General features: G+C 73.2%; 19 protein-coding genes and 1 pseudogene. 7 read left to right on the top strand and 13 right to left on the bottom strand.

Going from position 1 to position 23,709, the window contains the following annotated elements; all coding sequences use genetic code 11:
* Positions 1-106: 106 nt before the first annotated feature.
* A complete protein-coding gene (locus VR45_RS08720; RefSeq protein ID WP_078896333.1) occupies positions 107-3,079 on the bottom strand; it encodes a UPF0182 family protein in 2,973 nt (990 codons plus the stop codon).
* 219 nt (positions 3,080-3,298) lie between these two features.
* On the opposite strand from VR45_RS08720, the gene VR45_RS08715 reads away from it, so the two are divergent.
* Positions 3,299-3,862, top strand: a complete 564-nt coding sequence (locus VR45_RS08715) for a PPA1309 family protein (RefSeq protein ID WP_045939086.1) — start codon at positions 3,299-3,301, stop codon at positions 3,860-3,862.
* Positions 3,863-3,982: 120 nt separating this feature from the next.
* Here VR45_RS08715 and VR45_RS08710 read toward each other — a convergent pair whose 3' ends face one another.
* The 4 genes from VR45_RS08710 to VR45_RS08695 all read right to left on the bottom strand — a co-directional run bounded on the left by VR45_RS08710 (position 3,983) and on the right by VR45_RS08695 (position 7,221).
* A complete protein-coding gene (locus VR45_RS08710; protein ID WP_078896332.1) occupies positions 3,983-5,059 on the bottom strand; it encodes a PDZ domain-containing protein in 1,077 nt (358 codons plus the stop codon).
* A 64-nt stretch (positions 5,060-5,123) separates the two neighbouring features.
* Positions 5,124-5,312, bottom strand: a complete 189-nt coding sequence (locus VR45_RS08705) for a hypothetical protein (protein WP_045939084.1) — start codon at positions 5,310-5,312, stop codon at positions 5,124-5,126.
* A gap of 252 nt (positions 5,313-5,564) precedes the next feature.
* Positions 5,565-6,005, bottom strand: a complete 441-nt coding sequence (locus VR45_RS08700) for a molybdenum cofactor biosynthesis protein MoaE (RefSeq protein ID WP_233290175.1) — start codon at positions 6,003-6,005, stop codon at positions 5,565-5,567.
* Positions 6,006-6,171: 166 nt separating this feature from the next.
* Positions 6,172-7,221 carry an NAD-dependent epimerase/dehydratase family protein gene (locus tag VR45_RS08695; RefSeq protein WP_094745510.1) on the bottom strand — a complete coding sequence of 350 codons (1,050 nt, stop codon included), beginning with the start codon at positions 7,219-7,221 and terminating at the stop codon, positions 6,172-6,174.
* Between the two features lie 308 nt (positions 7,222-7,529).
* Between VR45_RS08695 and VR45_RS08690 the strand changes: the two genes are divergently transcribed.
* Complete coding sequence (locus tag VR45_RS08690) at positions 7,530-9,089, top strand: zinc-dependent metalloprotease (RefSeq protein WP_045939095.1); 1,560 nt, start codon at positions 7,530-7,532, stop codon at positions 9,087-9,089.
* On the top strand, positions 9,086-9,736 hold the full coding sequence (locus VR45_RS08685; RefSeq protein WP_045939083.1) for an NUDIX hydrolase: 651 nt from the start codon (positions 9,086-9,088) through the stop codon (positions 9,734-9,736). The genes VR45_RS08690 and VR45_RS08685 overlap by 4 nt, the downstream gene beginning before the upstream one ends.
* Positions 9,737-9,860: 124 nt before the next feature.
* On the opposite strand, the pseudogene VR45_RS08680 reads toward VR45_RS08685, so the two are convergent.
* Positions 9,861-10,409: pseudogene (locus VR45_RS08680) on the bottom strand (M48 family metallopeptidase); the annotation flags it as partial.
* Positions 10,410-10,868: 459 nt separating this feature from the next.
* On the opposite strand from VR45_RS08680, the gene VR45_RS08675 reads away from it, so the two are divergent.
* The 3 genes from VR45_RS08675 (at position 10,869) to VR45_RS08665 (ending at position 15,318) form a co-directional block, all read left to right on the top strand.
* A complete protein-coding gene (locus VR45_RS08675; protein WP_045939081.1) occupies positions 10,869-11,957 on the top strand; it encodes a ThiF family adenylyltransferase in 1,089 nt (362 codons plus the stop codon).
* A 179-nt stretch (positions 11,958-12,136) separates the two neighbouring features.
* Positions 12,137-13,660, top strand: coding sequence for an FAD-binding protein (locus tag VR45_RS08670; RefSeq protein WP_045939080.1), 1,524 nt, complete (start codon positions 12,137-12,139; stop codon positions 13,658-13,660).
* A 164-nt stretch (positions 13,661-13,824) separates the two neighbouring features.
* The gene (locus VR45_RS08665) at positions 13,825-15,318 is read left to right on the top strand and encodes an AarF/ABC1/UbiB kinase family protein (RefSeq protein WP_045939094.1); all 1,494 of its coding nucleotides are present in this window, start codon (positions 13,825-13,827) and stop codon (positions 15,316-15,318) included.
* 216 nt (positions 15,319-15,534) lie between these two features.
* On the opposite strand, the gene VR45_RS50490 is transcribed toward VR45_RS08665, so the two are convergent.
* The 4 genes from VR45_RS50490 to VR45_RS08645 form a co-directional block, all read right to left on the bottom strand.
* A complete protein-coding gene (locus VR45_RS50490; RefSeq protein ID WP_353612671.1) occupies positions 15,535-15,933 on the bottom strand; it encodes a hypothetical protein in 399 nt (132 codons plus the stop codon).
* The gene (locus tag VR45_RS08655) at positions 15,930-16,244 is read right to left on the bottom strand and encodes a WhiB family transcriptional regulator (RefSeq protein WP_051741389.1); all 315 of its coding nucleotides are present in this window, start codon (positions 16,242-16,244) and stop codon (positions 15,930-15,932) included. Before VR45_RS08655 ends, VR45_RS50490 begins: the two co-directional genes overlap by 4 nt.
* Before the next feature lie 219 nt (positions 16,245-16,463).
* Positions 16,464-16,940: a hypothetical protein gene (locus VR45_RS08650; protein ID WP_045939079.1), complete on the bottom strand. Its 477-nt coding sequence runs from the start codon at positions 16,938-16,940 to the stop codon at positions 16,464-16,466.
* Between the two features lie 250 nt (positions 16,941-17,190).
* On the bottom strand, positions 17,191-19,449 hold the full coding sequence (locus VR45_RS08645) for an ATP-dependent DNA helicase UvrD2 (protein WP_199925915.1): 2,259 nt from the start codon (positions 19,447-19,449) through the stop codon (positions 17,191-17,193).
* A gap of 343 nt (positions 19,450-19,792) precedes the next feature.
* Between VR45_RS08645 and VR45_RS08640 the strand changes: the two genes are divergently transcribed.
* Positions 19,793-20,050, top strand: coding sequence for a mycoredoxin (locus tag VR45_RS08640; RefSeq protein ID WP_045939078.1), 258 nt, complete (start codon positions 19,793-19,795; stop codon positions 20,048-20,050).
* 84 nt (positions 20,051-20,134) lie between these two features.
* Here the strand turns inward: VR45_RS08640 and VR45_RS08635 are convergent, their stop codons facing one another.
* From VR45_RS08635 to VR45_RS08625, 3 genes are all read right to left on the bottom strand, one after another.
* Entirely contained in the window at positions 20,135-20,989 is an 855-nt protein-coding gene (locus VR45_RS08635; protein ID WP_043469099.1) for a GntR family transcriptional regulator, read from the bottom strand.
* Positions 20,990-21,225: 236 nt separating this feature from the next.
* Positions 21,226-22,176 carry an NAD(+) diphosphatase gene (nudC, locus tag VR45_RS08630; RefSeq protein WP_045939090.1) on the bottom strand — a complete coding sequence of 317 codons (951 nt, stop codon included), beginning with the start codon at positions 22,174-22,176 and terminating at the stop codon, positions 21,226-21,228.
* Entirely contained in the window at positions 22,164-23,687 is a 1,524-nt protein-coding gene (locus VR45_RS08625) for a dipeptidase (protein WP_078896327.1), read from the bottom strand. The genes nudC and VR45_RS08625 overlap by 13 nt, the downstream gene beginning before the upstream one ends.
* Positions 23,688-23,709: the final 22 nt, after the last annotated feature.

Genomic DNA, 23,709 nt, shown 5'->3' with positions numbered 1-23,709 from the left:
TTATGAGCCCAGCGAGCTACCGAGCTGCTCCACCCCGCGTCGGTAGTTGAACCATAGCACGGGCGCGGGGTGGGGCCGAAATCGGTCAGCGCGGGATCAGCACAGCTCAGGGGCTGCCGCTCGGCGACGGCGACGGTGCGGTGCTCGCCCCGGCCGTCGCACCGGCGGACACCGTCGGCGTCGGCGTCGCCGGAATGCCCGCCTTCTGCTGGGCCGCCGCCAGCTGCTTGGCGGCCTCGCTCTGCGCCTTCTGCGCCTGACCCAGGGCCACCCAGTCGCCGGCCTTGGCCGCGGCGTCCGCGTCGGTCTGCGCCTTCAGCACGTCCCCGATCGCCTTCTGCAGCTCGGGCGTGAGGGTCACCCCCGGCGTCGGCGTGGTCGGGGTGGTGGGCGTGGTCGGATTCCCCGGTGCGGTGGGTACGGTCGGCGTGGTCGCCGGTGCCGCACCTGCGAACACCTTCCGCAGCGCCTCCTCCAGCGTGTTCTCGAACGCCACGTTGTCGTTGCCGTAGACCGCCAGCACCTTCTGCAACGTCGGGTACTTGGCGCCCCGCCCGCGGACGTACACGGGCTCCACGTTCAGCAGTCCGCCGCCGACGGGCAGCGTCAGCAGGTTGCCGTACTCGAGTTCCGAGTCGCCGCCGCTCTTCAGCAGCGTGATCTGCTGCGCGACCTCCTGCCGCGAGTTGAACTGCGACTGCACCAGGTTGGGGCCGAGCGTCTTGGAGTCCCCGGGCACCTTGAGGATCCGGAGCTTGCCGTAGTCCGGCCCCGGGTCGGCGCTGACGGCCATGAACGCCGCCAGGTTGTCCCGGCCGCGCGGCACGAAGGTGGTGGTCAGCGAGAAGCTCGCCGACGTGACCGCCGGGTCCGGCATCCGGACCGTCAGGTAGTACGGCGGCTGGAACTGCTTGGTGTCACTGGTCGGGTCCACCGGGACCTGCCAGATGTCACTGCCGTTGAAGAACGAGTCGGCGTCCGTCACGTGGTACTGGCCCAGCAGGTCGCGCTGCACCTTGAACATGTCCTGCGGGTACCGCAGGTGCGACATCAGCGTGTCCGGGATCTCCGCCTTGGGCTTCACGGTGCCCGGGAACGCCTTCGTCCAGGTCTTCAGCACCGGGTCGTTCTCGTCCCACTGGTACAGCGTCACCTCGCCGGTGTACGCGTCCACGGTGGCCTTGACCGAGTTGCGGATGTAGTTGACCTGGTTGGCGACGGTCAGCAGCTCACCGCGCTGGTTGGTCAGCGAGTCCTTGGTGGCCGTGCCCAGCGTCGTCTTCGAGGAGAAGGGGTAGCCGTCCGAGGTGGTGTAGCCGTCCAGCACCCAGACCACCCGGCCGTTCTCCACCACCGGGTACGGGTCGGCGTCGATCGACAGCCACGGCGCGACCTTCTCCACCCGCTCCTTGGGCGTCCGGTCGTAGATCACCTTGGCGCCGTCGGTGATCGCCCCCGCGTACAGGATCTGCGGCTCGGCGAACTTGACCGCGTACGCGGCCCGGGTCAGCGGGTTGTCCAGCGAGACGCCGCTGCCGCCGGTGTACTTGTACTGCTTGTTCTCACCGGAGTCGGTGGTGTAGTCGATCTCCTGGTTGGAGCCGCCCACGATCGAGTACGTGGAGGTCTTCTCGCCGTAGTAGATCCGCTGCTGGTAGTCGCCCAGCGAACCCGTCGCCGGCAGGCCGGACTCGGTGAAGACCGGCTGGCCCTTGTCGTTGACCTGGTTGCCCTTGGCCACGACCGCGCCGTAGCCGTGGGTGTACTTGAAGTGGTCGTTGATCCAGTTCCGCTGCACACCGTTGAGGTCCAGCTCACGCAGGCCGATCACGGTGTCCTGGGCGCTCGCGTCCTTGCCGTACCGGTCCACGTCCAGGGTCTGCGGGAACGCGTAGTACGACCGCTGCTGCTCGATCGACTGGAAGGTCGGCGAGACGACGTTCGGGTCGATCAGCCGGATGTCCGCGATGGTCTGCGCGTCCGGCTTCAGCGCCTCGGCGTCGGTCGTGCCCTTCGGGGTGTACGGGGTCGTCTGGCTGTCCGCGATCCCGTACGCCCGGCGCGTCGCGTCGATGTTCTTCTGGATGTAGGGCGTCTCCTTGGCCTGCTCGTTCGGCTTGACCTGGAACTGCTGCACGATCGCCGGGTACACCCCGCCGATCAGCACCGCCGAGAGCACCATCAGGCCCAGCCCGATCAGGGCCGGCGCCCAGGTGCGCCGCACCGGGGTCAGGAAGAACAGCACCGCGCAGATGATCGCGACGAAGAACAGGATCGTCTTCGCCGGGAGGAACGCGTTGGCGTCCACGTACCGCAGGCCGGTCCAGCCGGAGACCTCCCGGTAGGCGCCGGTCTTCACCGCCAGCGCGTACCGGTCCAGCCAGTACGCCACCGCCTTCAGCAGCACGAACACGCCCAGCAGCACCGCCAGGTGCCCCTGCGCGCCCCTGCTCGCCCGCCGGCCGGGGCCCTGCAGCCGCAGCCCCCCGTACAGGTAGTGCACCAGCGCCGAGGTCAGCAGCGAGACGATCACCGCGCTGAACGCGAAGCCCAGCAGGAACTCGTAGAACGGAAGGTCGAAGGCGTAGAACGAGACGTCCTTGCCGAACTGCGGGTCCTTCTCCCCGAAGGAGGTCCCGTTCGTCCACAGCAGCCAGGTCCGCCACTGGCCCGAGGCCGCGGCACCCGCCACCAGCCCGATCACCAGCGACACCCCGAGCAGCGCCCAGCGCTTGAACGGCGCCAGCCCCGAGCGGTACCGGTCCAGGCTCTGCTGCTCGACCGACATCGCCGACAGCGGCGGCCGCAGCCGGTGCGCCAGCCACACATTGAAGCCGACGATCACCGCCATCAACAGGCCGAACACCGCGAACAGGCCGATCTTCGTCCACAGCTGGGTGGTGAACACCGAGGAGTAGTGGACCGACCTGAACCAGAGCCAGTCCGTCCAGAACCCCGCGAACATGACGAACAGCAGGAAGAGCACCGCGAGTACGCCCAGGGTCAGGAGGAGCACCCGCGCCCGCCGGGAGGGCGGGCCTACCCTGCGCCGGAACCCCGGCCCTGAGCGTTCCGGCATCTGGAATACCACGGTGGCACCTCAGTTGTGTCGTCTGGAGTCAGTCGGTCGTCAGTGCAACTTAACCAGTCTTTGGTCGAGTTCCCACCGTTAGCAGACGGTTACGACAACCTCGCCCGGCGCGGGCCCTCCCCCGGGGCCCGCCCCGGCCCCCGGCCCGCCGCCCGGCCCGGCCCGGCGGCGCGACGCGCGCACCGTCCGGCGTGTGAGGATTGAGGCATGTCCGATGGATCCAACCTCCCCGACGACGTCTCCACCCTCCCGGCCGGCAGCCCGCTGACCCGGGCCGCGCTGGAGATCGACGAGTACGCCGCCACCCTCGGCTGGGACCTCCCGGCCCGCCTCTTCGCCCTGGTCGACAGCGTCGCGCTGCGCAAGGCCGACCCCCGTATCGCCGAGCAGCTCGGCCTGGCCGACAGCGACCAGCCCGGCCTCACCCCGGTCGAGCAGGACGAGCTGCCCGCCGGCATGGAGCTGGACAAGTTCCTCGGCACCATCGCCTGGCCCGCCGCGGTGGTCGGCTGCGCGCTGGTCGTCGAGCGCCTGATGCTGCCGCCGGGCGCCGAGCAGTCCCGCCCGCGCAACGCGAACGACGCCCAGCTCGCCGAGTGGGTGGCCAACCACCCCAAGCGCGAGGAGGTGCGGATCACCGCGGCGGTGCTTCGCAGCGGTAAGCGGGAGGTCGCGCTGCGGCTCCGTTCCAAGGACGTCGCGCGCGAGGTGCTCACCGGCCCCGACCTGGTGCCGGGCCTCACCGAGGCGCTGCTGGCGACCTTCTCCTGACCGACTCCCCGGCCGGGGCTCCGTCCGGGAGCCCCGGGGCCCGGGCGGCGCAGGTTCTAGGAGGCGCAGGTTCTAGGAGGCGCAGGTTCTAGGAGGCGCAGGTTCTAGGAGGCGCAGGTTCTAGGAGGCGCAGGACGGCAGCGCGGAGGTCTGCCCGGACCGGACCTGCTCCAGCGCCTTCAGCGCGCCGTCCAGCTTCTCCACCTTGACCAGGCGCAGCCCGGACGGGGTGTTCTTGGCGGCCTCGGCACAGTTCGCCGCGGGGGTGAGGAAGAACTCGGCGCCCGCCTCCCGGGCGGCGATCAGCTTCATCGAGATGCCGCCGATCGGCCCGACCTGGCCCGCGTCGTCGATGGTGCCCGTGCCGGCCACGAACCGTCCGGCGGTCAGGTCGTCGGGGGTCAGCTTGTCGATGATGCCGAGCGAGAACATCAGGCCCGCGCTGGGCCCGCCGACGTCCTGGAGCCCGATGTCGATCCGGAACGGGTAGGTGTGCCTGAGGCCCGGGCGGATGCCGACCATCGCGGCGCCGGTGTCCGGGGACTTCACGGTCGGCACGCTGATGTCGGTACGGGTCCCGGGCTCGGCCGAGCCCTCCTTGACCCGGGGCACCACGGTGAAGACCGCCGGCTCGCCGGGCTGGTGCTTGGTGACCGCCTTGGCGACCGCGTCCGCGTCGGCCACCGGGGTGCCGTCGACCGCGACGATCTGGTCCCCGGCGTGCAGCCGGCCCTCCGCCGGGGCGCCGGCGGTGACGGCCTGGACGATCAGCTCGCTGCCCATCGGGATGCCGAGCTGGCTCAGCGCGGCGGTGCGGGCGTGGTCCTCGGAGAGCGCGAACTCCTCGGCGTTCTGCCGCTTGGCGTCGGCGTCGGACTGGCCCTTCGGGTAGACGTTGTCGTGCGGCACCACCAGCACGTCGTCGCGCAGCCAGCCGACCACCGCGTTGACCAGGCTCGGCTCGTACTTGGCGCCGGTGACCTGGACGGTGGTCATGTTGAGGTGGCCGCTCGCCGGGTACGACTCGTGGCCGGTGATGGTGATCACCGGCGTGCCCGTCTTCTCCTGCACCCCGAGCGTGTTGTACGTCGGACCCGGGCTCATCTCGGTGTACGGCACCTTCATCAGCACCGAGGCACAGAGCAGCGCTATGAGCAGCAGAGTGGCGGCGAGCATCGTCGCAGAGCGGCGTGGCATGCCTCGACAGTACGGGACGCGGGTGACCGTGCGCCCGGCGGGTCGTCGGGACCGCCGGGCGGCGTCAGCGGCCGGAACGCTCCTCGGGGCCGCTGCCGGCGGTGGTGCGTTGCATCGCGGCCATGAACCGCTGGTGCTCGGCCAGCGAGGCCGGGTCCCCCGTCGCTCTCGGGGCCCGCTGGGCCCAACCCGCCCACACGGCGGCCAGCACCGCGGCGACGCAGGGAATGATCAACCAGGCGAGCACAGCCATCTCAGTACTCCCAGCTCGTCGTGTCTATGAGCAGATTAACCATCCCGACGGACAACGCTGCGGGCGCCGTCCGGGTTACGGCACGGCCGATCGGCTCACTGCCAGGGAGTATCCGGCGCAGCGGCCCACACCCGTTCGAGTGAGCGACCGGCGCGCCTGCGCGTCGTGGCGGCACAACGGGTGTCCGAGTGGCTGTCCGGACGAATGTGCGAACGCTTGCGCAGGCTGTGCGAAGGCTGTGCGGGCGGCTGCTCAGCAGCTCCCGGCGCCCACCCACTCCTCCTCGCCGTCGGCGAAGACCTGGTGCTTCCAGATCGGCACCTCGTGCTTGAGGTCGTCGATCAGCCGCCGGGCGGCGGCGAACGCCTCGCCCCGGTGCGCGCAGGAGACGGCGACGATCACGGCCTTGTCGGTGATCCCCAGCCGGCCCACCCGGTGCACCGCGGCCAGCGCGCGGACCGGGAAGTCGGCGACGACCTTCTCGGCCACCCGGCGCAGCTCGCGCTCCGCCGTCGGGTGGCAGCTGTACTCCAGCGCGGAGACGTGCTTGCCGCCGTCGTGGTCGCGGACCGTCCCGACGAAGACGGTCGTCCCGCCGGCCGCGTCGTCGCCCACCGCCTCGTACACCTCGTCGAGGGAGAGCGGGGTGTCGCGGATGGCGAGCAGGCGGATCGGGTCGTGGTTCTCGGACATGCCCCCATGATTGCCCATGCCGGGCGGGCGGGGGCAAGTACCTTCCGCATCACGATTGCAAAATTTCGCATCGTGAGAACGGCGTGCTCAAGGGCACGGGTTCGGGTGCGGCCGGGTGCGGCCGGGTGTCCCGGTCCCGGGCCGCGGGGCCCGGGACCGGAGCCGCTCAGAACCGGCGCCGCTTGCGCGCCCGCCGCACCAGCGCCGCCGTACCCACCAGCGCCACCGTCGCGCCCGCCGCGCCCAGACTCGTCGCCGCCTCCTTGCCGCCCAGCCGCCGGCCCGCCACCGCGTGCTTGCCCGCCACCTGCGCCAGCAGCTCCGCCAGCACCTCCTCGTTGGTGTGCGTCGGACGCCAGCCCGCCTCGTGCAGCCGGCTCCCCGACACCACCCACGGGTACATCGTGTACGCCAGGTCCCCGGCCGGCGCCGGGGTCAGCCCCAGCCGGTGCAGCCGCGCCGCCGTCCCCAGCGCCAGCGAGGCCGGCAGCTCCATCCGCCGGATCCCCGACAGCCGCTCCACGTCCTCCTGCTCCAGCCAGCCGTCGCAGCCGACCGTCACCTCGCCCTCGACCAGCCCGAGCGCCGCGTACTCCAGCGCCGCCGCCAGGTCGTCCACGTGGCAGAACTGCCAGCACGGCCGGGACCCGGCCACCACCAGCAGCCTCGGCGCCTCGAAATGCCGGGTCAGCACCGTGTCCACCCCGGGGCCCACCACCACGGCCGGCCGCAGCACCGTCACCTGCAGCCCCGGGTGCGCCCTCGGCGCGCGCCGCGCCAGCCGCTCGATCTCCAGCAGGTCCCCGACCAGCGAGGCCTCCTCGGTCGCCCGCAGCTCCGAGTCCTCCGCCAGCGGCACCTCGTTGTCCGCCAGCGCGCCGTAGACCATCGCCGAGGTGCAGAGCACCACCCGGTGCACCCCGGCGGCCGCGGCCGCCGTCAGCACCGTCTGCGCGCCGCGCACGTTGTAGGCGCTGCGCGCCCTCGGGTCGGACTCCATGCCCAGGTCCATCGCGAGGTGGACCACCACGTCCACCCCGGCCAGCCGCTCGGCCACGGCCGGGTCCCGGACGTCCAGGACCCGCCACTGGACCCCGGGCACCTCGCCGCGCCGGTCGTCGACGGCCAGGACCTTCCGGACCCCCGGCGAGGCCACCAACCGGGCCGCGACCCGTTCGCCGAGCACCCCGGCGGCACCCGTGACCGCCACGGTCAGCGGTCTTCCGGCATAGGCTGGAGGCGGCGACGCCGTGGTGTCCGGGGCGTCCTCTCCTCCGGTCAGCCCAGAGCGAACGTCCGAAGGCGGGGAACTCACCGGCCATCCTCCACGGTTAGCTTATGTGCGTACGTACGTGTGTCACGTACGTCCATCCTGCCCGAGGCTGAGGCCCGGCGGTGCACCCGGCGCGGGCCAGCCGTCCGGGAGCCGCCCACCGGCGGGGAGTCCCCCAGCTCCGCCGACCGCCCCGGGCAGCAGGAATCACCGCCACCACCCGTATGACGGCCGACCGGATCGAGGACCCCGTGAGCGACCTTCCCTTCGGATTCGGCGTTCCGCCCGAGGAGCCCGAGGACGGCAAGGCCAAGCCCGACGACGACCGGAAGAAGAAGGACCAGGGCGACGAGCCCGCCGGTCCGCAGTCCTTCGGCTTCAGCGGGAACAACCCGCTGGGCGCCCTGTTCGGCATGGGCCTGCCCGGCATGCCCGGCGGACCGGGAGCGGGCGGCCCCGGCGCCCCCGGCGCGGGCGACAACCCCTTCGCCGCGATGTTCGGCGGGCTCAACCCCAACGACCTCGGTGCCGCCTTCCAGCAGCTCGGCCAGATGCTCTCCTTCGAGGGCGGCCCGGTGAACTGGGACCTCGCCAAGGACATCGCCCGGCAGACCGTCGTCGCCGAACCCGTCGAGGGCAAGAGCAAGGACCGCTCCGTCGGCGACGCCGAACGCTCCGCCGTCGTCGAGGCCGTCCGCCTCGCCGACCTGTGGCTGGACGGCGTCACCACCTTCCCCTCCGGCGCCGCCGCCGCCGTCGCCTGGAGCCGCGCCGAGTGGATCGAGGCCACCCTCCCGGTCTGGAAGGACCTCGTCGACCCCGTCGCCGAACGCGTCGGCAACGCCATGGGCGGCGTCCTCCCCGAGGAGATGCAGGCCATGGCCGGCCCGCTGATGGGCATGATGCGGTCCATGGGCGGCGCCATGTTCGGCACCCAGATCGGCCAGGCCCTCGGTGCCCTCGCCGGCGAGGTGGTCGGCTCCACCGACGTCGGCCTGCCGCTCGCCCCCGCCGGCAAGGCCGCGCTGCTGCCCCAGAACGTCGCCGAGTTCGGCGAGGGCCTCAATGTGCCGGCCGAGGAGGTCCGCCTCTACCTCGCCCTGCGCGAAGCCGCCCACCAGCGGCTGTTCGCCCATGTGCCGTGGCTGCGCGCCCACCTCCTCGGCGCCGTCGAGGCCTACGCCCGGGGCATCAAGGTCGACACCTCCCGGATGGAGGAGCTCGTCGGCCAGCTCGACCCGGGCAACCCCGAGGCCCTTCAGGAGGCCCTCGCCGGCGGTCTGCTCCAGCCCGAGGACACCCCCGAGCAGAAGGCCGCCCTGGCCCGCCTGGAGACCGCCCTCGCGCTCGTGGAGGGCTGGGTCGACGCCGTCGTGCACGCCGCCGCCGAGCCCCACCTGCCCCAGGCCGGCGCCCTGCGCGAGACCGTCCGCCGCCGCCGCGCGGCCGGCGGGCCCGCCGAGCAGACCTTCGCCACCCTCGTCGGCCTCGAACTGCGCCCCCGCCGGCTGCGCGACGCCGCCCGCCTCTGGGCGCTGCTCGCCGACGCCCGCGGCACCGAGGGCCGGGACGACCTCTGGCAGCACCCCGACATGCTCCCCACCGCCGCCGACCTCGACGACCCGGACGCCTTCGTGCACCGCGGCACCGCGGGCGACCTGGAGGGCGGCATCGACTTCGACGCCCTCGACAAGCTGCTCGGCGAGGCCGCCGCGGGCGGGGCCACCGGCTCCGCCAAGCCCGACCTGACGAAGAACGACGACGCCGACGGCACCGACGGCAACCAGGGGAAGGGCGAGCCCACCGCATGACGGCCACCGAGACGGACCGCGCCGACGTCCACCACGACGGCGTCCAGCACGCCGAGGCCCGGCCGGACGACGCCCCCCGGGGTGGCGCCCTGCACGCCGACGCGGTCCGCGCCCTGACCGACTGGCGGCCCGCCGAGCCCGAGCAGGACCGGCTCCGCCTCGACTACCTGCGCCACCTCACCGAGCAGCCCGGGGGCATGTACCGCTCCTGCCTGCCCGCCCACATCACCGCCAGCGCCGCCGTCGTCGACCCGGCCGCCGGGCGCGTGCTGCTCACCCTGCACCCCAAGGTCGGCCGCTGGCTGCAGATGGGCGGCCACTGCGAACCCGGCGACCGCGACCTCGCCGCGGCCGCCCTGCGCGAGGCCACCGAGGAGTCCGGCATCCCGGACCTCGCGCTGCTCACCCGCGACGGCGCGCCCGTCCCGGTCAAGCTCGACCGCCACCAGGTCCGCTGCACCGGCAAGGACCGGCCGGAGAACACCCACCTCGACGTCCAGTACATCGCGGTGGCGCCGCCCGGCGCCCAGGCGCTGATCAGCGAGGAGTCGCTGGACCTGCGCTGGTTCGACTACGACCGCCTGCCGGAGCTCACCGACCAATCGGTGCGCGACCTGGTCGCCCGCGCGCGCGACCTCACCGGCTGAGGCGTTCGGGGGCGCAAGCACGACGGGAGGGGCGCGGGCCACAGTGGCCCGCGCCCCTCCCGTCGTGTTCTGCCGTCCAGTCCGGGACCGGCCGCCCGGCGGCGGGATCAGCCAGCCGCAGGACTCAGCCGCAGGACTCCGCCGGACCGGGCTCCGCCGGATCCTCGTGCCGGGCCCCCGGGATGTGCGGCAGCCGGGCCGCCGACACCACACCCTCCAGATAGCCGCGCGCCCGCTCCGTCCGTGGATAGGCCTCCAGCAGCGCCCAGAAGTCCGGACCGTGGTCCGGCACCAGCAGATGCGCCAGCTCGTGCAGCAGCACGTAGTCGACCACGTACTCCGGCATCCCCTGCAGACGGTGCGAGAGCCGGATCGTCCGCTCACTGGGGGTGCACGAACCCCAGCGCGAGTTCTGGTTGGTCACCCAGCGGACCTGGGCGGGCTGGGCCCGACCGTCCAGATAGGCCGCCGAGAGCTCCCGCGCCCGGGCCACCAGCGCATCGTCGCCGAGCACCCGGCGACTCTCCTGGGCCGCCAGCTTCTCCAGCATCTGCGCGACCCAGCGCTGCTCCTCCGCGTGCGACATCCGGGCCGGGATCAGCACGATCGTGCGATCGCCCTCGCGGTACGCGGACACCGTCCGGCTGCGACGGGCACTGCGCCGCACCTCCACCCGGGAGCGGTCGAAGGGCTCCCGCGCGGGCGACGGCTGCTGCTCCGGACACTGCTGCTCCGGACACTGCTGCTCCGGACACTGCTGCTCCGGACACTGCTGCTCCGGACGCCCACGCGTACTCGGCGCCGCCACTTGCGACCCGGACGCTGCACGGGCACGCCGAGGCGACGCCGGGGGATGGGAGTCCCGTTCGGCTGCCATGGCACACGACGTTACCCGTTACCCCTGACAGAAGTCCGCTGCCGTGGCCGAAATCTTTCGTGGAGCGATCGGGAACGAAAGGCCGACGGAAGGTGTCCGGAATCCGACATCGGACCGCACGACAAGTTATCCACAGGGCATGCGAACGGATCATCCGGTCATCGCCCCGCACCTGTGGACAACCCGACGCACCCACCCTCCCCGATCGGGCATGCTGCCGTCGGCCGTCCGGAAACGATCGGGAGGAAGACCACCGTGCGCCTCGCCCTCAAGCCCGCCCTCTCCCGCAGCTGGCGGGACTCGGACACCCTGCAGTTCGGCACCGTCCCCCAGCACGCGGGAGTGCTCGCCCACGCCTCCGACAAGGTGCTGCGCGAGTTCCTCGACCTCGTCGACGGGACTCGCGACCGGCCCGCCCTCCTGGCCGAGGGCGAGCGGATCGGCTTCGGGCGCGACCCGGCCGACTCCCTGCTCGACCTCCTGGAGGAGGCCGGGGTGCTCGACGACGCCGAGGCCGCGGCCGGCGCCCTCGCCCTCTTCCCGCAGCCGCACCGCGAGCTGCTCGGCCCGGACCTCGCCTCGCTGTCGCTGATCCACCCGGGCCCCGGTGCCGCGCCCGCCGTCCTGGCCCGGCGGCCCGAGCACGCCGTCGAGGTCCGCGGCGCCGGCCGGATCGGGGCGGCCGTGGGCGCCGTCCTCGCGGCGGGCGGCATCGGCACGGTCACCGTGGTCGACTCCGGCCGGGTCGCGCCGGGCGACTGCTCCCCCGCCGGGCTCCCGCCGACCGACGTCGGGCGGATCCGTGCCACCGCCGCCCGCGAGGCCGTCGACCGGGCCGCGGCCCGGAGCCAGGCCCGGCGCAACCGGCGTCCGAGACCGGGGCCGCCCGATCTGGTGGTGCTCGCACCCCGCGACGGCAGCGCGGCCTTCGCCGGCGGCACACCCCTGGCCCGGGAGCTGCTGCGGGCCGGCGTCCCGCACCTGTACGTCGGCGTGGTCGAGGAGTTCGGAGTGGTCGGGCCCCTGGTCGCGCCGGGGGTGTCGGCCTGCGGCCACTGCCTGGTCCTGACCCGGGAGGACCAGGACGCCGCCTGGCCGAGGATCCTCGCCCAACTCGCCGAGGGCGGCCCGGGACAGGCCCCGACACCGGCCTGCGACATCGCCCTCGCCACCTCGGTCGCCGGGCTGGCCGCTCTGCACGTCCAGGTGTTCCTGGACGGCGGCCGCCCGCCCAGCCTGGACGGCTGGTGCGAACTCTCCGCCGTCGACGGGACGTCCCGCCGGCTACGCCTCAAGGGCCACCCGGAGTGCGGATGCCTCTGGCAGCCGACCGCACCGCACTGAGACCGGAGCGCCAACCCGACTGGAGGGGAGCAGTCTTGATCGTTCGTCAGTCACATGGGAAAAGGGGGCACCGCCGGGCCCTGGAGCTACTACTGTGGCGTCGGCCGCCCGGCCGATGCCGAGGGTGGCCCGCGCAACGATCGCAACGCTCGTGCACGACCTCACCGAGAGGTATCGACATGATCACTCGCAGATCGCTCATCGGCGCCGGGGCCCTGGCCGTCCCGCTGGCCGCCGTCCCGGCCCTGCCCGCCGTCGCCACCGCGACCGAGGCCCGACGACGACGATGGTCCCGGCTCTCCGACCGTCTGCACGGCACGCTCGTCCTCCCCGGCGACCCGGCCTACGGCGTCGCCAAGCAGATCGGCCAGGCCCGCTTCGACTCGGTCGAACCGGCCGCCGTCGCCTACTGCGTCGACGAGGCCGACGTCTCGCTCTGCCTCCGCTACGCCCAGGACCAGGACCTGCCGATCGCCGTCCGCGCCGGCGGCCACAGCGGCGGCGGCTGGTCCACCGGCACCGGTCTGGTGGTCGACGTCTCCCGGCTGAACAGCGCCGCGGTGACACCCGGGTCCGCCACCTTCGGCGGCGGCACCCAGCTCGTCGACGTGACCAATGCCGTCGCTCCGCACGGCCTGGCCGTCTCCGGCGGCTTCTGCCCCACCGTGTCCCTCGGCGGCTTCCTCCAGGGCGGCGGCATCGGCCTGCTGACCCGCCATGTCGGCATCTCCAGCGACAAGGTGACCTCGGCCCGGGTGGTGCTGGCGAGCGGCCGGACCGTCACCGCCTCGCCCGAGGAGCACGACGACCTGTACTGGGCGCTGCGCGGCGGCGGTGGCGGCAACTTCGGTGTCGTCACCTCCTACACGGTGACCCCGGTGCCGGTGACGACCCTGACCATGGCCAGCCTCACCTGGTCCTTCGACCGCGCGGTGGATGTGCTGGACGCCTGGGCGCACTGGCTGCCCGACGCCCCGCGGACCCTCGGCGGCGGGGCGGTGGTCGGCCTGCGGGACGCCGCGCCCGGCGCCACCCCGTTCGTCTCGGTGCTGATCGGTTCGGTCGGCACCGAGGCCGAACTCAATGCCCAGATAGGCCGGTTGGTCGACCTGGTGGGCGCGGTGCCGGCCTCCCGGAGCGGGTACACCGCCCCGTACCTGTCCGTCATGATGGGCTTCTACGGCTGCGGCTCCTACACCCAGGACCAGTGTCACCGGACGGGTACCGGGCCGACGGCCGTACTGCCCCGGCCGACCGCCGCCGTGGACCGGGGCCGGCTGTTCGACGCCCCGCCGCCGCGCGCGGTCTGGGACGCCGCGGTCGGCCTGCTGGACCGGGACCGACTGGCCGGGCAGCAGCGGATGGTGCAGTTGAGCGCGCTCGGCGGCGCCGCCAACGATCCGGCGCGCACGGCCACCGCGTACGTCCACCGGAACGCGCTGTTCAACGCGAGCCTCGGCGCGGTGATCGCCTCCGGACCGGTGGACGAGACGGCGGTCGCGGCGGCCCGAAGCTGGGCGGACGCCGGTTTCGCGGTGCTCGACCCGCACTCCTCCGGCGAGACGTACCAGAACTTCGTCGATCCCGGACTGCCGGACTGGCGGCGCGCCTACTACGGGGAGAACTATCCCCGGCTGGTCGCGGTGAAGCGCCGGTACGACCCCCACCGGCTGTTCTCCTTCGCCCAGGCCGTCGGCGCCTGACCCGGGCCGGCCGTCGGGCCCGGTCGTCCGGGCCCGACGCCGATCGGCACCACCCCGGCGGGGCGGCCGATTCCGGCCGGGGCCGCACCGTCGAGCGGGCACAATGGCGTATGACGGTCGGCCCCCGCCGCGGGGGCCTGGGGCATGTCGACTTGGAGGCCCGGGTGAGCGATCTTCCGCGCAAGGCAATGACCCGCACGGCAAGACTCGCCGCCCTGCCGCTGGGGATAGCCGGCCGGGCCACCCTGGGGCTGGGGAAGCGGATCGGCGGCCGGTCGGCCGAGGTGGTGACCGCCGAGCTGCAACAGGCGACCGCCGATCAGCTGTTCAAGGTCCTGGGCGAGCTCAAGGGCGGGGCGATGAAGTTCGGACAGGTACTGTCCGTCTTCGAGGCCGCGCTGCCCGAGGAGGTGGCCGGACCGTACCGGGCGGCGTTGACCAAGCTGCAGGACGCCGCGCCGCCGATGCCGGCCGCGAAGGTGCACGCGGCGCTGGCGGAGCGGCTGGGCGCGGACTGGCGGAGCCTGTTCCTGGAGTTCGAGGACCGGCCGTCGGCGGCCGCGTCGATCGGCCAGGTGCACCGGGCGGTGTGGCACGACGGCCGCACCGTCGCGGTCAAGGTCCAGTACCCGGGAGCCGGTGACGCGCTGCTGGCGGACCTGTCGCAGCTGAGCCGGGTGGCATGGCTGCTGGGTCCGCTGATTCCGGGTCTGGACATCAAGCCCTTGATCACGGAGCTGCGGGAGCGGGTCGCCGAGGAGCTCGACTACGAGCTGGAGGCCCAGGCCCAGCGCCGTCACGCCGAGGAGTTCGCGGACGATCCGGAGATCGCGGTGCCCGGGGTGGTGGCCCAGGCGGACCAGGTCCTGGTGTCGGAGTGGATGGACGGCACGCCCCTGGCCGAGGTGATCGCCTCGGGGTCGCAGGAGGAGCGGGACCGGGCGGGGAAGTTGCTGGCGCGGTTCCTGTTCGCCGGTCCGTCGCGGACGGGCCTGCTGCACGCGGATCCGCATCCGGGCAACTTCCGGCTGCTGAAGGACGACGGCCCGGTGGAGGGCTGGCGGCTGGGGGTGCTGGACTTCGGGACGGTGGACCGGTTGCCGGGCGGGTTGCCGGCGCCGATCGGGGCGTCCCTGCGGATGGCCCTGGCCGGGGACGCCGCGGGTGTGCTGGCGATGCTGCGCGAGGAGGGCTTCGTGAAGCCCTCGATCGAGCTGGACCCGGACGCGGTGCTGGACTATCTGGTGCCGATCATCGAGCCGGCGGCGGTGGAGTCGTTCCACTTCACTCGGGCGTGGATGCGGGCCCAGGCGGCGCGGATCGCTGATCCGCGCTCCCCCGCGTACAACCTGGGCAAGCAGTTGAACCTGCCGCCGTCGTACCTGCTGATCCACCGGGTGACGCTGAGCACCATCGGGGTGCTGTGCCAGTTGGGCGCGAAGGCGCCGTTCCGGGTCGAGATGCTGGAGTGGCTGCCGGAGTTCGCGGGGCCGGGCTCGGCGAGCAGCCGTCCGACGGCAAGGCCGGCGGCTCCGAAGGGCACGCCCCAGAAGGGCACCTCGCAGAAGGCCGCAGCTCCGAAGGCCGCAACCCAGAAGGCCCCTGCGGCGCAGCGGTCGGCGCCCGCGCGGCGCCGGGGCCCGTCGACCGGGGACTGACCGCCCCGCCGCCCGTCACCCCGCCGCCCGCCACGGCGGCAACCGCAGCAACGGCCGCAGGCCGCCTCCCGAAGTCGGGGGGCGGCCTGCGGCGCGACGGGGGTCCGGCGGGGCCGGGCGGGTACCGGCGTCCCGGTCACCTGCCGGCCTTGCCCGGGCATGGCGATATCGCCTCGGGTCGTCGCCACCTCTCGGTGGTACGACCTCGGGGCGATGTCACATCAGGGCGACGGCGATGGCCTTGCGGGCCCGCAGCGAGGCGCGCTCGGCCTTCTGCTTGAGCCGGTGCGCCCGGGCGACCCGGCCGACGAGCCGTTGGTGCTCGGCCTCCTGGAGGCGCTCTTGCATATGGGCCCGGGCCAGGGATTCGTGGAGGAGTTGCATTTCGAGGGTCCTGTTCTGGATCTGAAGTTCGGTGGTCTGCTCAGCGCGGACGGTCGGATCGATGGCGGCGGCGGTCATGTGGTGGTCCTGCTCGGGGTGCGTCGTCGGGAAGGGGCGGATGCGGGCGGCGTCGGCCTTGGCGGCCGCGAGGCGTACGGAGCGGCGGAGGGAGTTGTCCGGCAGGGGCTGCTCTCCCCGGCGGACGGCCTCGGCCCCGGACGCGGGGTTCACGCCGCGACCTCGGTCTTGCGCGGGCGGCCACGCGGCCGCTTGCGGGCCACGACGACACCCTGGACGAAGAGCTCGCCACCCCAGACGCCCCACGGCTCGCGGCGCTCGACCGCACCGGTGAGACAGGCGTCCTTGACCGGGCAGGTGCCGCAGAGGGACTTCGCGTACTCGACGTCGGCGGGCGTCTCGGCGAAGAAGACCTCGGGGTCGAAGGCGCGGCACGGGATGGGGAGACCGAGCTGCTCGGCCTGGTCGATCGAGGTGAACTGCATGGGGAGAACCTCCGGGGGGTCGGCCTGGTCGGCCTTGATCTGGGTTGTCGGCGGTACGGACGGGGTGGGCGGTGTGATGACCGTGGACACTGTGTGCGTCTTCCTCGTCTTCTCAGTGGGTCCGGCTCAGCTGACTGGTGGGGCTGGGCCGGAGGCCCCGGAGGGCCTGGGTGGTCTTGCGTACCGGACAAAACAGAAGGGCCGCGGATCCCGGTGTGACGGGGTTCCGCGGCCCTGGAGGCGCCGACCTGAGGTTGCTCAGGTTCGTTCTCTCCAGGGTTCAGGCCCGCGGAAGGCCCGCATCCGGATGGCCGTGGCGTCCGCGAGGACGACCATGGCCCGGTCGATCTGCTGCTGGTTCTGCTTCTGGGCGTTTCCGGCACCGCTGACCTGCGCATAGTCGCCATGCATGGCGACTACGGCCGTCTTCGGTGCCTGGGTCGGTCGCTCGTCACGCGGGGAGCGGGACTCGTCGACCGACGCCCAGTCGCCGGACAGACCAATCTCGACACGGGTGGCCCCGAAGCTGCCGCCCTCATCGCCATTGCTGCCGAAGCCAGTGTGTCCAAGACCACTGACAACGGAGGCGGCGAAGGCGGGGACAACGGAGACACCGGTGGTGTCGAGACCCAGACCGGTTCCGCACAGCTCAGCGGTGATCCGCAGGCTGGCGGCGGCACGCACGGAGGCAGCGTCGACGGTCTGGCCAGTCATTTTGGTGATCATGATGTCCACTGTCTTCGCCTCCTCTCGGCGTCTCGCGGAGCCTGGTTTCCCGGGCTCCGAACTGTTCGGATGTCTGTCTCGGTGAAGCTGGTGGGGCAGGGGGGCACAGCGACAGGTTTCACCCCGTGCGTTCGCGTCCCCTTGACCGCTCCGGCAGGCTATTGCGCTCCCGGTACGGCGCGCAAACTATTTTTCCGGCGAGTTTCCCGACGGTCTCCTCGGCGCTCCCCGGCGCCGGCTGTGATCGCCCCGGACCGGCTCAGGCCGGTTCGTCCGACTGACCGTCCATGACGTCCGCCGGATCCCCCTCGGGCTCCTCCCCCGCACACAACGAGAGCACGGCCGCCCCGTATTTGTCCAGCTTCATGGCCCCGACCCCGGAGATCACGGCCAGCTCCTGGCGGTTGGCGGGGACGTCCTCGGCGATGGCCATCAGGGTGGCGTCGGTGAAGACGACATAGGCGGGCGCGCCCTGCTCCCTGGCCTGGGCGGCACGCCATTCGCGCAGCCGCTCGTAGAGCGCCTCGTCCATGGTGGAGGGGCAGGTCTCGCAGCGGCGGAGCTTGCGCTCGACGGCCTCGGTGAGGACGCGCTCGCAGACCCGGCAGGTGACCGGGCCGCGGACCCGGCGCCCGGCGGAGCGCTCGCCGCCCTCGACCCCGCCGCGTCCGCCGCGCCCGGCGGGGCGGCTGCCGGGGGCGCTGGAGCCGGGGCGCAGCCCGTCCAGGAAGCGGGTGGGCTTGCGGGAGGCCCGGCCGCCCGGGGAGCGGGAGAGCGCCCAGGACAGGGTGAGGTGCTTGCGGGCGCGGGTGACGCCGACATAGAGGAGGCGGCGCTCCTCCTCGACCTGCTCGTCCGTCTTGGCGTAGATGATCGGCAGGGTGCCCTCGGTGAGGCCGACGAGGAAGACGGCGTCCCACTCGAGGCCCTTGGCGGCGTGCAGGGAGGCCAGGGTGACGCCCTCGACGGCGGGGGCGTGCTGGGCGGCGGCGCGGGCGTCGAGTTCGGCGACGTAGGCGGCGAGGTCGGTGGTCAGCCCCTCGGCGGTGCGGCCGCGCTCGAACTCCTCGGCGAGCCGGACCAGCGCGGCGAGGGATTCCCAGCGGTCCCGGACGGCGCCGGAGCCGGCGGGGGGCTCGGGGGTGAAGCCGCGGGCGGCGAGGACGGCGCGGACCTGTCCCGCGAGGTCGGGGGCGCCGTCGGTGACGGGGTCGGAGCCGGCCCGGGCCGCGCCGCGGAGCAGCACGCCGGCGTCCCGGACCTCGGGGCGCTCGAAGAACCGCTCGGCGCCCTTGAGCTGGTAGGGGACGCCGAGGTCGGAGAGGGCCTGCTCGTAGACCTCGGACTGGCCGTTGGTGCGGAAGAGGACGGCGATCTCGCTGGCCCGCACACCGGCGGCGATGAGGTCCTTGATCCGCCGGGCGGTGGTCTCGGCCTCGGTGGGCTCGTCCTCGTACTCGGTGTAGAGGGGTTCGGGGCCGGCCTCGCGCTGGGAGACGAGTTCGAGGCGGTGGCGGGCGGCCTCGCCCCTGGCCTGGGCGAGCAGCCCGTTGGCGAGGTGGACGACCTGGGGGGTGGAGCGGTAGTCGCGGACCAGCTTGACGACGGTGGCCTCGGGGTGGCGGGTGCGGAAGCCGAGCAGGTAGTCGGGGGTGGCGCCGGTGAAGGAGTAGATGGTCTGGCTGGCGTCGCCGACGACGCAGAGGCTGGCGCCGCCGCCGGGACCGGTCCACTGGTCGAGGAGGCGCTGCTGGAGCGGGGAGACGTCCTGGTACTCGTCGACGGTGAAGTGCCGGTACTGGGCGCGGACCTGGTCGGCGATGTCGGGACGGTCCTCCAGGATGGCGGCGGTGAGCAGCAGGACGTCCTCGAAGTCGATGTTCCCGCGGCGGCTCTTGGTCTCCTCGTAGACGCGGTAGACCTGGGCGGTCTCGGCGGGGTCGCGGGGGGCCTCGCGGCCGGACTTGGCGACGGCCGCGGGGTAGTCGTCGGGGCCGGTCTGGGTGACCTTGGCCCATTCGATCTCGGCGGTGAGGTCGCGCAGCTCGGTGCGCTGGACGCGCAGGCCGCAGCGGCCCGCGGCCTCGGCGACCAGCTGGACCTTGCGTTCGAGCAGCTGCGGGACGGGGCCGCCGATGGCGCGGGGCCAGAAGTAGTGGAGCTGGCGCAGCGCGGCGGCGTGGAAGGTGCGGGCCTGGACGCCGTCGGCACCGAGCTGGCGCAGGCGGCCGCGCATCTCGCCGGCGGCGCGGGCGGTGAAGGTGACGGCGAGGACCTGCTGGGGCTGGTAGACGCCGCTGCGCACGCCGTAGGCGATGCGGTGGGTGATGGCCCGGGTCTTGCCGGTGCCGGCACCGGCGAGGACGCAGACCGGACCGTGCAGGGCGGTGGCGACGGCCCGCTGCTCGGGGTCGAGTCCGGCGAGGACGGCGTCGGGGCCGCCGGCGGCGGGGTGGCCGGTCCGGTGTGCGTCCTGGTGTCCGTCGAACGGGCTGCCGCTCAAGAGGTCTTCCTGCATGCGTTCCATCCTCTCAGCCCGGGCGGACATCCCGGGCAGGGTTGTCCACAAGCCCGGTGCGATCGCCGGATGATCGCGGCGCGGACGGCGGGTGGTGGCATACCCGGGGCGTGTACCTCCGGGCGCGCGCCGTTATGCCGGGTCGGCCTGCCCCGCCGGAATGCCGGGACCGACGTGGACCGACGCCGTGCACCGACGCCGTGGAATGACCGCCGTGGAATGACCGCCGGGCAGTGGACGTTGTCCCCCCGGAGCCGTGAAACGCACGCGGTACCGGTACGCGCGCGCGTTAGCGTCCGCACGCCCCTCTCCACCCGATTCGCTATCCGAAGGAGTCCCCTCGATGTCCGGCAGCGTGACGATGTACAGCACGACCTGGTGCGGCTACTGCAACCGGCTCAAGAGCCAGCTGGAGCGCGAGGGCATCGGTTACACCGAGATCAACATCGAGGAGGACCCGGCGTCGGCGTCCTTCGTCGAGTCGGTGAACGGCGGCAACCAGACCGTGCCGACCGTGCTGGTGACGCCGGCCGCCGGCGGCGAGCGGGTCGTGATGACCAACCCGAGCCTGCTGCAGGTGAAGAAGGCCCTGGCGGCCTGACGCCCAGCAGTCCGGCATCCGGCGGCCTGACACCCGGCAGTCCGAGGCCCGGCGGTCCCGGCCGGCGCGCGCCCGCCCCGCGGGTCACTGCGCGTCGGCCCGGGCCGGGTCGACGGGAGCCGCGGGCGCGGGCAGCGTGGTCCGGGCGGCGAGGTCGCCGACCCCGTAGACCAGCCGGCTGCGGTCGGCCGAGTACCGGGTCTCGATGACCCGGACCGGCCCGCGCCGGTCGTAGGTGACCCGGGTCTGGACCACCAGCGGCACCCCGGGGCCGCCCTGGAACCACTGGGCCTCCTCGGGGCCGGGCATCCGGGCGACCAGGTGGTCGACGGCGCCGACCTCGGTGCGGCCGAGGGCGGCCAGCACGGCCTCGTCGCCGCCGTCGATCTGGTCGGGTTCCATCAGCGGGGTGCCGGCGGCGAGGCCGGCCCGGTAGTGGCTCTCCTCGATCGAGTACGGCTCGCGGTCGAGCAGGCGCAGCTGGCGGCGGACGACGATGGCCTCGCCGGGGCGCAGTCCGAGGCGCTCGGCGATGTCGACGCGGGCCCGGACGATCATCATCTCGAAGTCGACGGTGAGTTCGCGTCCGCTGTCGTCGGCCTCGCCCCGGTAGACGGCGCTGGGGGTGGCCAGGCAGTCCAGCGGGGCGGGGCCCTGCGGTTCGAGGCGGGGTGCGGGTCCGTAGGCGCGGTGGTCGAGCACGGGGTGCTCGCGCAGGTAGGTGCCCTTGCCCTGGAGACGGACGAGCCGGCCCTCGTTGACGAGGACGTCGACGGCCAGGCGGACGGTGTTGCGGGCGACGCCGTACTGGCGCTCCAGCTCGCTCTCGACCGGGAGGGCGGCCGCGGTGGTGAACTCGCCCTCGGCGATGCGGCGGCGCAGGTCCGCGGCGAGGCGCTGGTATTTGGGGGATTGGGCGGTGCCCCGGGGGATTGTCACCCGAGTGAATGTAGCGAGACGGGTGAGCGGCTTTCAGGCGTTTGCGGCAAAGTCGCCCGGGATCGGTGACAGTGTCCCCCCGGTGCCCCGGGGCCCTTCCGGGCAGGGCCGCTCCGATTACGAACATCCTGGGGAGACAGGTTCGGAATGGAAATTGGGGGCGCGCGAATCAACTCCGCGCGCCCCCAATCCATGGAACGCTCCGACCCCCCGGCCCCTCGGGGCCGCCGCCGGAATTACCAGCGGGCCGCCGTCGGCAGCGGCTCGCCGTACCAGAGCTCGACCAGGTGCCGGGCGATCGAGATCCCGGACGGCGGCAGGATCTCCCCCGCCGCCATGCCCGCCCGCAGCTCCTCCCGGGAGAACCAGCGCGCCTCGGCCAGCTCCTCCCCGTCCACGGTGATCGCGGTGCCGTCCGGGTGCGCCTTGCCCAGGAAGCCCAGCATCAGGCTGGACGGGAACGGCCACGGCTGGCTGGCCACGTAGGAGACCTCGGCGACCTTCACCCCGGCCTCCTCGTACACCTCGCGCACGACCGCCTGCTCGATCGACTCCCCCGGCTCGACGAAGCCGGCCAGCGTCGACCAGCGGCCCTCGGGCCACAGCGCCTGGCGGCCGAGCAGGCAGCGGTCCTGCTCGTCGGTGATCATCATGATCACGGCCGGGTCGGTGCGCGGGTAGTGCTCGGCCGCGCAGGAGGTGCAGCGCCGCACGTGCCCGGCGCCGGCCTTCTCGGTCGGGTGGCCGCAGCGCGAGCAGAAGCTGTGCAGCCGGTGCCAGTGCTCCAGGGCGACGGCGTGCACCAGCAGCCCGGCGTCCCGGTCGGAGAGCAGCGCGCCGACCTCGCGCAGCCCGGCCGGACGGGCGTCGCCGTCCAGTCGGCCCGGCAGGCTCTCGCCCGCCAGCGCGAAGTAGGAGACGCCGTCCTCGTCGGTGCCGAGGAAGTACCGGTCACCGTTCTGCGGTGCCTCGAAGGAGGGCAGCAGGACCAGCTCGGTCCCCTGCCCGCTGTCCACCACGAACGCCTCGCCGCCGGCGATCGGCAGCACCTTGGTGGACGGGTGGCTCCACGCGGCCGCCAGCCAGGGCTCGTCGACCCGGTGCTGGGCCGCCCGGTCCACCCCGGCCCGGGCCAGCGCCAGGTGCAACGGGTGTTCGGTCTCAGGCACGGTGCTCAACTGTTCCATCCCCACGTGATGAGTCTTCCGGACGGGTCGGGTGCGCCGCGCGGGCGGGACGGCGGGCGCCGCCCACCGCCTCGGCGGCGCGCTGCCGATTCACTCCTGCACTCCTGCCCACCGCCGGGCCGCCAGTTCTCGGCGAGGTCGGCCCACAGGTAGGCGGCGGTCTCGACACCCTTGGCCAGCAGGTCCAGCTCGACCTTCTCGTCCACCGAGTGCCAGCCGTCCGAGGGCACCGAGATGCCGAGGAACAGCACCGGCGCGCCGAGCACGTCCTGAAGGTCGGCCGCGGGGCCGGAACCGCCCTCGCGGGTGAACAGGATCCGCTGCTCGAAGGCCCGGCCCATGGCCCGGACGGTGGACTGCAGCGCCGGGTGGTCGAGCGGGGTCAGGCAGGGCCTGGTCGCGCCCGGGAAGACCAGCTCGTACCTGATGCCCTCGGGCACCCGGTCGGCCACCCAGGAGCGGACGGCCTCGCGGACCTTCTCGACCTCCTGCCCGGCGACCAGCCGGAAGGACAGCTTCAGATGGGCCGAGGCGGGCACGATGGTCTTGCCGCCGGGGCCGGTGTAGCCGCCCCAGATGCCGTTGACCTCGGCGGTCGGGCGGGCCCAGATCCGCTCCAGGGTGGAGTAGCCGGCCTCGCCGCGGGTGCCGTACGACTTGGCGACCTTCAGCCAGGCGGCCTCGTCGAAGGGCAGCTCGGCGAAGAGCTCGCGCTCGCGGTCGGTCAGCTCGACCACGCCGTCGTAGAAGCCGGGGACGGCGACCCGGTGGTCGGCGTCGTGCAGACCGGCGGCCAGCTCGGCGGCGACGGCGGCCGGGTTGGGCACGGCGCCGCCGAAGGAGCCGGAGTGGATGTCGGTGTCCGGCCCGTACAGGTCGATCTGGGCGTCCGCGAGGCCGCGCATACCGGTGCAGACGGTCGGCGTGGTCTCGGACCACATACCGGTGTCCGAGATGATGACCACATCGGCGGCCAGTCGGTCGGCCTCGCGGCGGACCAGCTCGGCGAAGTGCGGCGAGCCGGACTCCTCCTCGCCCTCGACGAGCAGCTTGAGGTTGACGGCCGGCGCGGTGCGACCGGTGGCGGCCAGGTGGGCCCGCACCCCGAGGGTGTGGAAGAAGACCTGGCCCTTGTCGTCGGCGGCGCCCCGGGCGTACAGCCGGTTGCCGACCACGGTCGGTTCGAACGGGTCGGTCGCCCAGCCGTCCTCGCGGGCGGCGGGCTGCACGTCGTGGTGCCCGTAGACGAGCACGGTCGGCGCGGACGGGTCCCCGGAGGGCCACTCGGCGAAGACCGCCGGCAGGCCGTCCGTCTCCCACACCTCGGCCACCGGGAAGCCGGTGTCGCGCAGCTTGGCGGCCAGCCACTCGGCGGAGCGCCGCACGTCCGCGGCCCGGCCGGGGTCGGCGGACACCGAGGGGATGCGCAGCCAGTCGGCGAGGTCCGCGAGGAAGGCGGCCTGGTGCTGGTCGATGAAGGAGCGGACGACGCTGTCCGGGGTTCTCGTCATACCGACGACTTTAGTTCGCCCG

The sequence above is a fragment of the Streptomyces sp. NRRL S-495 genome, assembly GCF_000966955.1.
GTDB lineage: Bacteria > Actinomycetota > Actinomycetes > Streptomycetales > Streptomycetaceae > Kitasatospora > Kitasatospora purpeofusca.
This window is presented reverse-complemented; position numbering and strand designations above follow the sequence as displayed.

What these genes read in the sequence shown, in the direction of transcription:
- VR45_RS08720 (WP_078896333.1), bottom strand. Translation starts at nt 3,079, where the DNA reads ATGCCGGAACGCTCAGGGCCGGGGTTCCGGCGCAGGGTAGGCCCGCCC.
- VR45_RS08715 (WP_045939086.1), top strand. Translation starts at nt 3,299, where the DNA reads ATGTCCGATGGATCCAACCTCCCCGACGACGTCTCCACCCTCCCGGCC.
- VR45_RS08710 (WP_078896332.1), bottom strand. Translation starts at nt 5,059, where the DNA reads ATGCCACGCCGCTCTGCGACGATGCTCGCCGCCACTCTGCTGCTCATA.
- VR45_RS08705 (WP_045939084.1), bottom strand. Translation starts at nt 5,312, where the DNA reads ATGGCTGTGCTCGCCTGGTTGATCATTCCCTGCGTCGCCGCGGTGCTG.
- VR45_RS08700 (WP_233290175.1), bottom strand. Translation starts at nt 6,005, where the DNA reads ATGTCCGAGAACCACGACCCGATCCGCCTGCTCGCCATCCGCGACACC.
- VR45_RS08685 (WP_045939083.1), top strand. Translation starts at nt 9,086, where the DNA reads ATGACGGCCACCGAGACGGACCGCGCCGACGTCCACCACGACGGCGTC.
- VR45_RS08670 (WP_045939080.1), top strand. Translation starts at nt 12,137, where the DNA reads ATGATCACTCGCAGATCGCTCATCGGCGCCGGGGCCCTGGCCGTCCCG.
- VR45_RS08645 (WP_199925915.1), bottom strand. Translation starts at nt 19,449, where the DNA reads ATGCAGGAAGACCTCTTGAGCGGCAGCCCGTTCGACGGACACCAGGAC.
- VR45_RS08640 (WP_045939078.1), top strand. Translation starts at nt 19,793, where the DNA reads ATGTCCGGCAGCGTGACGATGTACAGCACGACCTGGTGCGGCTACTGC.
- nudC (WP_045939090.1), bottom strand. Translation starts at nt 22,176, where the DNA reads ATGGAACAGTTGAGCACCGTGCCTGAGACCGAACACCCGTTGCACCTG.
- VR45_RS08625 (WP_078896327.1), bottom strand. Translation starts at nt 23,687, where the DNA reads ATGACGAGAACCCCGGACAGCGTCGTCCGCTCCTTCATCGACCAGCAC.